The organism is Nocardioides sp., assembly GCF_035547795.1.
In the GTDB taxonomy this organism is placed as follows: Bacteria; Actinomycetota; Actinomycetes; order Propionibacteriales; family Nocardioidaceae; genus Nocardioides.
Genome location: NZ_DASZUF010000112.1, coordinates 1 through 6,783, shown reverse-complemented (window position 1 = coordinate 6,783; position 6,783 = coordinate 1). Strand labels below are relative to the sequence as shown.

At 69.2% G+C, this 6,783-nt stretch carries 6 protein-coding genes and 1 pseudogene; all 7 read left to right on the top strand.

The annotated features are described in order from the left end of the window. Positions 1 to 320 (top strand): annotated as a pseudogene (locus VHA72_RS07735) (methylmalonyl Co-A mutase-associated GTPase MeaB); the annotation flags it as partial. Positions 321 to 442: 122 nt separating this feature from the next. Beyond that, positions 443 to 1,555: a BMP family lipoprotein gene (locus VHA72_RS07730; protein WP_325573919.1), complete on the top strand. Its 1,113-nt coding sequence runs from the start codon at positions 443 to 445 to the stop codon at positions 1,553 to 1,555. 122 nt (positions 1,556 to 1,677) lie between these two features. Continuing rightward, positions 1,678 to 3,201 (top strand): ABC transporter ATP-binding protein, encoded by a 1,524-nt coding sequence (locus VHA72_RS07725; protein WP_325573917.1) that lies wholly within the window; start codon positions 1,678 to 1,680, stop codon positions 3,199 to 3,201. Beyond that, the gene (locus VHA72_RS07720; RefSeq protein WP_325573915.1) at positions 3,198 to 4,430 is read left to right on the top strand and encodes an ABC transporter permease; all 1,233 of its coding nucleotides are present in this window, start codon (positions 3,198 to 3,200) and stop codon (positions 4,428 to 4,430) included. The genes VHA72_RS07725 and VHA72_RS07720 overlap by 4 nt, the downstream gene beginning before the upstream one ends. Before the next feature lie 64 nt (positions 4,431 to 4,494). Continuing rightward, entirely contained in the window at positions 4,495 to 5,757 is a 1,263-nt protein-coding gene (locus tag VHA72_RS07715; protein WP_325573913.1) for an ABC transporter permease, read from the top strand. Further along, positions 5,744 to 6,148: a cytidine deaminase gene (locus VHA72_RS07710; protein WP_325573911.1), complete on the top strand. Its 405-nt coding sequence runs from the start codon at positions 5,744 to 5,746 to the stop codon at positions 6,146 to 6,148. Before VHA72_RS07715 ends, VHA72_RS07710 begins: the two co-directional genes overlap by 14 nt. Next, positions 6,145 to 6,783 (top strand): thymidine phosphorylase (locus VHA72_RS07705; protein WP_325573908.1); only part of this gene is annotated, 639 nt, incomplete at its 3' end. The genes VHA72_RS07710 and VHA72_RS07705, both read left to right, overlap by 4 nt.

Genomic DNA, 6,783 nt, shown 5'->3' with positions numbered 1-6,783 from the left:
GGGCCCCGCCGGTGGTGACCTGCTCAGGACTGCAGGACCAGGGCGTCGACGGGGTGTGGGAGCAGGTGCTGGGGCACCGCGCCCACCTGGGTGAGGACGGGCTGCGAGACAAGCGCGCCCGGCAGCAGCTGGAGTTCACCTGGGCGCTGGTGCGCGACGAGCTCGACCAGCGGCTGCGGCACAGCCCCGGAGTGCGCGCGATCCGCGAGCAGATCCGGGCCGAGGTGCTCTCGGGCGAGCTGCCCGCCACGATCGCGGCGGACCGCCTCTTGGCGGCGTACGACGAGCCCGCGGGCGCCGTAGGGCGACGACCTGAATGACGACCTGAGTAACGACCTGAATAACAACTAGGTATCGGCCCTGCCCCAGGTCTGCCGGCTGTCCTAGGGTGACGCTATTCGGTACGGCGCCGCCACGGCAGCCGACATCCCAAGGAGGACCTTTGCGTCACGTTGCCAAGACCCTCGCCACGATGGGCGCCGTCGCCCTGATCGCGGCCGGCTGCTCGAGCAAGGCGGACAACAACAACGCGTCCGACACCACCAGCCAGGCGCCGTCGAACGGCACCTCGGCCAGCACCTCGGGCGGCGCCAAGATCAAGGCGTGCATGGTGCTCGACACCGGCGGTGTCGACGACAAGTCGTTCAACCAGTCGTCGTGGGCGGGGCTGACCGCCGCCGCGAAGGCCAACCCGAACATCTCGCCGTCGTACGTGGCCTCCAACTCGGCCAACGACTACACGCCGAACCTGACCACCGAGACCAACGCCGGCTGCGACACCATCATCGCGGTCGGCGGCCTGATGGGTGACAACGTCAAGAAGATCGCGACGGCGAACCCGAACCAGCACTACGCCGAGATCGACAACCCGTCGACCGCCGACAACGTCTACGGCATCCAGTACAACACCGCTCAGGGCGGCTTCCTCGGCGGCTACCTCGCTGCGGCGATGTCCAAGACCGGCAAGGTCGGCACCTGGGGCGGCCTCAACATCCCGCCGGTGACCATCTACATGGACGGCTTCTGGGAGGGCGTCCAGTACTACAACAAGCAGAACAACAAGGACGTCAAGGTCCTCGGCTGGGACGAGACCAACCAGAAGGGCGGCACCTTCGCCGGCTCCTTCACCGACCAGAACAAGGGCAAGGCGATCACCCAGGCGATGGAGCAGGCCGGCGCCGACGTGGTCTTCCCGGTCGCGGGCGGCTCGGGTCTGGGCGCAGGCGCGGCGGCGGCCGCGTCGGGCGGCAAGCTCAACCTGATCTGGGTCGACACCGACGGGTGCGAGAGCGCGGCGCAGTACTGCAAGTACTTCATCAGCTCGGTCACCAAGGGCCTGACCAAGTCCGTCGAGGACTACATGCAGCAGGTCGGCAGCGGCACCTTCCCGACCGGCAACTACATCGGCACCCTGCAGAACGGCGGCACCGGCCTGGCGCCGTTCCACGACTTCGACAGCAAGGTCCCGCAGAACGTCAAGGACGCCCTGCAGAAGATCACCTCCGACATCGAGTCCGGCGCGATCAAGATCACCTCGCCGAGCCAGCCGAAGTGACCCACGCCTGAGCCCGTCGCCGACGGGCTCGCACGGGGGAGCCCCTTGGGCTCCCCCGTGATCGTGTCGGGGCCCGTCCGCCAGACGTGTCCTAGGGTGAGCAACAACGACAGGGAGGTGCCGTGAAGCTCGAGCTGCGTGGGATCACCAAGCGCTTCGGCACGTTGACCGCGAACGACCACATCGACCTCGTCGTCGAGCCGGGCGAGATCCATGCCCTGCTCGGCGAGAACGGTGCCGGCAAGAGCACGCTGATGAACGTGCTCTACGGGCTCTACCAGCCGGACGAGGGCGAGATCCTGCTGGACGGGAAGCCCGTCTCCTTCGCCGGCCCCGGCGACGCGATGGCGGCCGGCATCGGCATGGTGCACCAGCACTTCATGCTCATCCCGGTCTTCACCGTCGCCGAGAACATCGAGCTCGGCCACGAGCGCACCAAGGGGCTGCTCGGACTGCTCGACCGGCGCCGGGCGCGGCGGGAGGTGGAGGAGATCTCCCAGCGCTACGGCCTCCGGGTGCCGACCGACGCGCTGGTCCAGGACCTGCCCGTCGGCGTGCAGCAGCGGGTGGAGATCCTCAAGGCACTGGTCCGCGACGCCAAGGTGCTCATCCTGGACGAGCCCACCGCGGTGCTGACGCCGCAGGAGACCGACGACCTGATCGAGATCATGCGCTCGCTCAAACAGGCCGGTACGGCGATCGTCTTCATCACCCACAAGCTGCGCGAGGTGCGCGCGGTCGCGGACAAGATCACCGTCATCCGCCGCGGCAAGGTGGTGGGCACGGCGTCACCGGAGGACAGCCCCGCCGAGCTCGCCTCGCTGATGGTCGGCCGCCCGGTCCGGCTCAACGTCGACAAGCAGCCCGCCGCGCCGAAGGCGGAGGTCATCGAGGTCGACGGCGTCCGCGTGCTCGACGCCGCCGGAGCCGTCACCGTCGACGGGGTCAGCTTCACCGTCCGCGGCGGCGAGATCTATGCGCTGGCCGGCGTCCAGGGCAACGGCCAGACCGAGCTCACCGAGGCCCTGGTCGGGCTGGAGCGCGTCGACGACGGCACGATCCGCATCGCCGGGGTCGACGTGACCCGGATGAGCACCGACGACATCCTCGGTCTCGGCGTGGGCTACGTCCCCGAGGACCGGCTGCACGACGGTCTGGTCGCTAGCTTCACGGTCGCCGAGAACATGGTCCTCGACCTCTACGACCAGCCGCCGTACTCCGGTCGGCTCAACCTCGACCTGGGCCGGATCCGCGAGCATGCGGAGGAGAAGGTCGAGGAGTTCGACGTCCGCACGTCCTCGATCGACCACGCCGCCTCGACGCTCTCCGGCGGCAACCAGCAGAAGGTGGTGCTGGCCCGCGAGATGTCGCGGCCGCTCAAGCTGCTGATCGTGGCCCAGCCGACCCGGGGCCTCGACGTCGGGTCCATGGAGTTCGTGCACCAGCGCATCGTCGCCGAGCGTGACAACGGCGCCGCGGTCATCCTCATCTCCAGCGAGCTCGACGAGGTGCTCGGACTCGCCGACCGGATCGGGGTGATGTACCGCGGCAAGATCATCGGTGAGGTGCCCGCGGGCACCGACCCCGGGCTGCCCGAGGAGATCGGCATGCTGATGGCCGGCCAGACCCAGGAGGTCTCGGCATGAGTACGACGCAGGCTCCGGCGCAGACCCCCGCCGTACCGGAGGCTCCTCGGGCCAAGCGGCGCGGCAGTGCCTGGGACACGGCGCTGGTCACGGTGCTGTCGTTCGTCACGGCACTGGTGATCTCGGCGATCCTGATCGCGATCTCCGACCAGCAGACCCGCAGTTCGTTCAAGTACTTCGGGCACTATCCGGGCGACACCTTCCGGTTCGCCTGGTCGGCGATCTGGCATACCTACCAGGCGCTCTTCTACGGCGCGATCTTCAACCCGCACACCGCCGGCAACGGCACCCTGGCCGGCTATCTCGGACCGATCTCGGAGACGCTGACCGATGCCACGCCGCTGATCGCCGGCGGTCTCGCGGTGGGCCTGGCGTTCCGGGCCGGGCTGTTCAACATCGGCGGCCAGGGCCAGATCATCCTGGGCGCGATCTTCGCCGGCTTCGTCGGCTTCCACTGGCACATGCCGGTGGTGATCCACCTGATCGTGGCGATCCTGGCCGGCGTCCTCGGCGGTGCGCTGTGGGGCGGCCTGTCCGGCTTCCTCAAGGCCAAGACCGGCGCGCACGAGGTGATCACCACGATCATGCTCAACTACGTCGCGGTGAACCTGCTGGGCTACCTGCTCTCGGTCAAGGGCTTCCAGGCCCCGCCGTACGGCCAGGCCATCTCCAACCCGGTGGACCACAACGCGACCCTGCCGCTGCTGCTGGGCGGCAGCCTGCGGGTGCACCTCGGTCTGATTCTGTCGCTGGCCGCGGCGGCGTTCGTGTGGTGGCTGCTGAAGTACAGCCGGCTCGGCTTCCGGCTGCGGGCGGTGGGGGCGAACCCGTTCGCGGCCAAGACCGCCGGCATGCATGTGGAGAACAGCTACGTCGTGGTGATGCTGCTCTCGGGCGCACTGTGCGGGCTGGCCGGTGTCTCCCAGGTCCTCGGCACCAATCCGCAGATCACCGGTGACATCGACGCCGGCATCGGCTTCGACGCCATCACGGTGGCGCTGCTGGGCCGGGCCAACCCGGTCGGCACCGTCTTCGCCGGCCTGCTCTTCGGTGCGCTGCACGCGGGTGGCCCGATGATGCAGCAGTACGCGCCGATCGAGCTGGTCCAGGTGATCCAGTCGCTGATCGTCTTGTTCATCGCGGCGCCGGCCGTGATCCGGGCGATCTTCCGGCTCAAGACGTCGGGCGCCTCCGTCGGTGCCGAGCTCGCGAAGGGGTGGAACGGATGAACCACCCCATTCGAATGCTCTCCCGGACATCAGGCTCAGCGCTCCGCTTCGAAAGGAGACCCCGATGAGCGCCGTGCTCACGGTCGATCACAAGGTCGTCGACACCGCGCTCGGGACGCGCACCCGGCTGCTGCGCGCGGCGGCGTACGCAGCTCTCGGCCTGATCACGCTGCTGTGGCTGGGCCTGAAGGTGCACGGCGGCACCGCGCACCTGGTCTTCGACGGCCACACGGTCTCGCTGCCGGCCAAGGCCACCGTCGTGGTGATCGGCATCGTGATCCTGGCGATCGCCGCCTGGCAGGCCACCCGCGGTTTCGGCCGGCGCGCCACGCCGTGGGCCGCCGGAGTGGCCTTCGTGCTGTTCCTGGTGGCGTTCTTCAGCTGGGTGTCGACCCAGGGCGACCACCCGGATATCGAGGTCGTCGGCCTGCTGCAGAACTCGATCGCGCTGGCGGTGCCGCTGATCCTGGGCGCCCTCGCCGGCGTGATGTGCGAGCGCTCCGGCGTCATCAACGTCGCCATCGAGGGGCAGATGCTCGCCGGGGCCTGGGCGGCGGCGCTGATCGGCTCGATCACCGTCACCTGGGTCGGCCTGTTCGGCGGGCTGGCGGCGGGCGCCTTCATGGGCGTGCTGCTGGCGCTGTTCGCGATCCGCTACCTGGTCAACCAGGTGGTGCTCGGCGTGGTGCTCAACGTGCTGGCCGCCGGCCTCACCGGCTTCCTGTTCGACGCGTTCATGCAGAACAACCCGGACAAGCTGAACAACCCCGGCGTGCTCGGCAAGATCGACATTCCGGTGCTGCACTCGATTCCGATCATCGGCCCGCTGCTCTTCGAGGCCAACATCGTGGTCTACCTGACCTACCTGCTGATCATCGCCGTGGATGTGGCACTGTTCCGCACCCGCTGGGGCCTGCGCACCCGCGCCGTCGGCGAGCATCCCAAGGCAGCCGACACGGTGGGCATCAAGGTGCTGGCGATGCGCTACCGCAACGTCATCATCGGCTCGGCGATCGCCGGCCTGGGCGGGGCGTACTTCACCATCGGCTCGGTGGGCGGCTTCACCAAGAACATCAGCTCCGGCAACGGCTTCATCGCGCTGGCAGCGGTGATCTTCGGGCGCTGGTCGCCGCGCGGGGCGACCGCGGCGGCGCTGCTGTTCGGCTTCGCCATCGCGGTGCAGAACAACCTGTCGATCAACGTGCACGGGATCCCGTCGTACTTCGTCCAGATGTTGCCCTACCTGGCCACGATCGTGGCCGTCGCCGGGCTGGTCGGGAAGGTCCGGGCGCCGGCCGCGGACGGGGAGCCGTATGTCAAGCAGTGACGACCGGGCCGAGGTCTGGGCGCAGCTGCGGGCAGCGGCCACGGCGGCAGCGGCACACGCCTATGCGCCGTACTCGGGCTATCGGGTGGGCGCCGCCGCGCTCGTCGACGACGGCCGGATCGTGTCGGGCTGCAACGTCGAGAACGCGGCGTACGGCGTCACGCTGTGCGCCGAGTGCGGCCTCGTCTCGCAGCTGCATCTGACCGGCGGCGGCCGGCTGACCCACTTCGTCTGCGTCGACGGCGGGGGCGGGGTCATCATGCCCTGCGGCCGCTGTCGCCAGCTGCTGCAGGAGAACGGCGGCGCCGGGCTGGAGGTGCTCACCGTCAGCGGTGTGCGCACCATGGACCAGGTGCTGCCGGACGCCTTCGGACCGGAGAACCTGGCATGAGCCACGACGCGATCGAGGTCATCCACACCAAGCGCGACGGCGGTGAGCTGAGCGACAGCCAGATCGACTGGGTGGTGCGCGCCTACACCGACGGGCGGGTCGCCGACGAGCAGATGTCGGCGCTGACCATGGCGATCCTGCTGCGCGGGATGAGCCGTCGCGAGATCGCCCGCTGGACGACCGCGATGATCGAGACCGGGGAGCGGATGTCCTTCGCCGCGCTCTCCCGCCCGACCGCGGACAAGCACTCCACCGGCGGCGTGGGCGACAAGATCACGCTGCCGCTGGCGCCGCTGGTGGCCGCGTGCGGGGTGGCGGTGCCGCAGCTGTCCGGCCGCGGACTGGGACACACCGGCGGCACCCTCGACAAGCTGGAGTCGATCCCGGGCTGGCGCGCGACGCTGTCCAACGAGGAGATGCTCGCCCAACTGGAGTCGGTGGGCGCGGTGATCTGTGCCGCGGGCGCCGGTCTTGCCCCGGCGGACAAGAAGCTCTACGCGCTGCGCGACGTGACCGGCACGGTCGAGGCGATCCCCTTGATCGCCTCCTCGATCATGAGCAAGAAGATCGCCGAGGGCACCGGCGCGCTGGTGCTCGATGTGAAGGTCGGCACCGGCGCCTTCATGAAGTCGCTG